This window comes from Gordonia tangerina, assembly GCF_021556435.1.
In the GTDB taxonomy this organism is placed as follows: Bacteria; Actinomycetota; Actinomycetes; order Mycobacteriales; family Mycobacteriaceae; genus Gordonia; species Gordonia tangerina.
On sequence record NZ_JAKGCU010000053.1, the window covers coordinates 1 to 3,241 of the forward strand.

The 3,241-nt window shown below is 64.6% G+C and carries 3 protein-coding genes; all 3 read left to right on the forward strand.

Annotation, left to right across the window (positions count from 1 at the left end):
• Window positions 1-220 precede the first annotated feature (220 nt).
• Window positions 221-1,747, forward strand: a complete 1,527-nt coding sequence (istA, locus tag L1892_RS24465) for an IS21 family transposase (protein WP_308191738.1) — start codon at window positions 221-223, stop codon at window positions 1,745-1,747.
• Window positions 1,744-2,514: an ATP-binding protein gene (locus tag L1892_RS24470; protein ID WP_272492748.1), complete on the forward strand. Its 771-nt coding sequence runs from the start codon at window positions 1,744-1,746 to the stop codon at window positions 2,512-2,514. Before istA ends, L1892_RS24470 begins: the two co-directional genes overlap by 4 nt.
• A 68-nt stretch (window positions 2,515-2,582) precedes the next feature.
• Window positions 2,583-3,241 (forward strand): site-specific integrase (locus L1892_RS24475; RefSeq protein ID WP_235726345.1); only part of this gene is annotated, 659 nt, incomplete at its 3' end.

The following is a 3,241-nucleotide window of genomic DNA, read 5'->3' on the forward strand; positions in this document are numbered from 1 at the left end:
TGTCAGCGGACATGAAAAACTGCCCATGGGCGGTCACGAAAGTGCCCGCTGACGGCCAATAAGGACTGCCCACTGGCGGTCAGGAAACTGCCCGTTGGCGGACACGATTTTGCCTGCACCTGTCTCATCCGACGGCGCGTCTGCGCTGTGCGGGCCTCTCCCGTTGGTTTCGATGGCGATGCCTAGTCGTATCGAACTCACGCACGGGAGAAGACCCTTCTTGAAGTCTGACGGAGAACTCATGGACATACTCAATGCCTACGACCTGACGGGGTCGTATCGGGCTGCTGCGCAGTTGTGCGGGTGCAGCCATCACACGGTCAAGCGGGCGGTGGACGATCGTGCTGCTGGGCTGGCGCCGGCGGTGCGTCGCGCCCGGTTGATCGACGATTTCCTGCCGCATATCGAGGGGTGGGTGCAGGACACGAACGGAAAGATCCGCGCCGACAAGGCGCACGAAAAGCTTGTCACTCTGGGCTATAGCGGCACTGAACGTACCACACGTCGTGCGGTGGCAGAAGTGAAAGCTTCATGGCGACTGGGTAATACGCGGGTACACCGTCCGTGGATCACCGAACCCGGGTTGTGGCTGCAGTACGACTTCGGTGACGGGCCGGTTGTTGATGGCCGCAAGGTCGTGTTGTTGGTGGCGTGGCTGGCGTGGTGCCGCTACCGGGTGGTCATCGCGCTGCGAGACCGCACCGCGCCGAGTGTGTTCGCCGGCCTGGACCGGGCGTTCCGCATCATCGGTGGCGCACCGACCTATGTGTTGACCGACAACGAGAAGACCGTCACCACCGGCCATATCGCCGGGGTCCCGGTCCGCAACCGCGACGCGGTGTCGTTCAGCCGCTACTACGGCACCACCGTGCTCACCTGCGAGCCGGCGGACCCGGCGACCAAGGGCGGGGTGGAAAACGCGGTCAAGCTGGCCAAGGCCGATATCGTGCCGACCGACACCAATCTGCTCGAGGCCTACGACTCGTTCGCGCAGGTCGTGGCGGCGTGTGAGCAGTTCATGGTCGAGGTCAACGACCGCGAGCACCGCACCACCGGTCGGCGGCCGGTGGAGATGCTCGCCGCCGAACGGATGCGGTTGCATCCGATTCCGCAGCTGCCGCATACCGCCGGGTTGGGGGTGACCCGTCAGGTTCCCAAGAACACGCCGATAATCGCCTTCGAACATTGCCAATACTCTGTTCCGGCAACACTGTTGGGTCAATCGGTGTGGGTGCGTCATCATCCGACCACCGACGAGGTGATCGTGTGTGCTCTCGATGCCGGCGGCCCGGTCGAGGTCGCCCGGCATGCCCGCGCCACTCGCGGGACCCCCGCGATCGACGACGCACATTTCCCCGGACATCAGCCGAAAACACCAGGCGACTATCGGATTCGGGCCCGCACCGCCGAAGAACAGGCATTCCTGGCGATCGGCGAGGGCGCCGGGTTGTGGCTGAAAGAAGCCGCCTCCGTCGGTACCGAACGGATGCGGGAGAAGATGCGCCACGCCGTCTCCCTGGCCGCGCTGCACGGGGCGGCAGATGTGGACTGGGCACTGGGCAATGCCGCGGTGCATGGCCGCTTCGCCACCGGTGACCTCGACTCGGTCCTCGCCGCCAAAGGGCTCGACCAGACGCGGCATCACGCCTCAGAAACCACGTCCCTGGCCCAGGGAACGAAGGGATGGAACATGTTGGGCACCAACACTATCGATGAGAATGAGGCCACCGAGGAGGAAACACGATGACCGCCGCCACAACCGCACCCCACACCGTGCTGCCCCCAGAGGTCGAGGCATTGATGCGGCAACTGCGGCTCCCGCACGCCCGCGCCATCGCCGGCGATGTGCTCGCCACCGCCCGCTCTCAGCGCTGGGACCCCGCCGAAGTCGTCAAAGCATTGCTCGCCGAGGAATCGGCCGGCCGGGCCCGCTCCATGCTCGCCTCACGGCGCAAATCGGCGAACTTCCCCACCGGCAAAACCTTCGACGTGTGGGACGAGACCGCCTCATCGATCCCGGTACCCACCCAGCACGCCCTGCAAACCCTCGAATGGGTCCAGCGACGGGAGAACCTCGTCGTCTGCGGGCCCGCCGGCACCGGCAAAACATTCTTCCTCGAAGCGCTCGGGCAGAAAGTGATCGAAGCCGGCATGCCCGTAGCCTGGTTCAGCCTCGAACAACTCGGCACCCTCGTGCGCGCCCACCGCGCCGACGACACCCTGGGCAAAGCCATCGCCAAGATCGTGCGCGCCGAACTCGTCGTCATCGACGACGTCGGCCTGCTCCCCGTCGGGACCGATGCTGCCGAGGGCCTCTACCGAGTCGTCGAAGCCGCCTACGAACGTAAATCCGTCGCGGTGTCCTCCAACCTGCACCCGTCGGGTTTCGACGAGCTGATGCCCAAAACCCTGGCCACCGCAACAGTGGACAACCGGAGCAGAGACGGGTTCCTGACGCCCGCATCGACTCGCTTCATCGCATTTCAGCAGCACAGAGACTACGTAGCAGTCTGAGTGGATGTCTGCTGGATTTGGCGAGTCGTTCCCGAAATTCAGGAGTTATCGTTGTAATCTTCGTGATCATGGCGGATTCCGGGACACGGATGCTTTCACTCGCCGAGACCGCGGCGAGTGAGAACGACGATGCACCTGTGCCGCCGCTGCTGGAGTCGGGACTGGCCGATGTGCTCACGCTGGAGCGGCGCAACGCTGCGGCGATGTCGAGTGGCGACGAGCAGAGCTTCTTTCTCGACACGGTCGCGGAGTACCAGTGGGCGAGGGATGCGGCGGGTTTGGCGCCTGCCACATTGGATGGATTGACCAAGCCGGTCATCGAGGTCTGCCGGCACTACGAGTTGGTGCCGTGGCGGCTGACTTCCCGCCAGGTCGACAAGTATTTCGCCGGAGTCGGGAAGCGGGCGCAAGCGACGGTACGCCGCAAGATGACTCTGATCGATCACTACTTCGCGTTCTTGGAACAGCGCTACGCCGGGGAGATCGCGCGCCGCTACGGTGCTGCGGTCGAGTCACCGATCGACGTGTTCAACCGTCCGCGCCACCGCGGCGACTTCGGTCTTCGCATACCCCCGTCGCAACGCGCCGTGCGCGAGTTCTTCGGCCGTTGGCGGGAATCGTTGGTGGAGGCTCGTAAGCCGATGATCGCTCGGCGTGACTACGTGATGGGCAAGATCACGTACCTGTCGGGAGTCCGCGCTGCCGAGTTGTGCGGAGTGCGGATCGG

Coding starts and splice junctions, on each gene's coding strand:
- L1892_RS24470 (WP_272492748.1), top strand. CDS start 1,744: ATGACCGCCGCCACAACCGCACCCCACACCGTGCTGCCCCCAGAGGTC.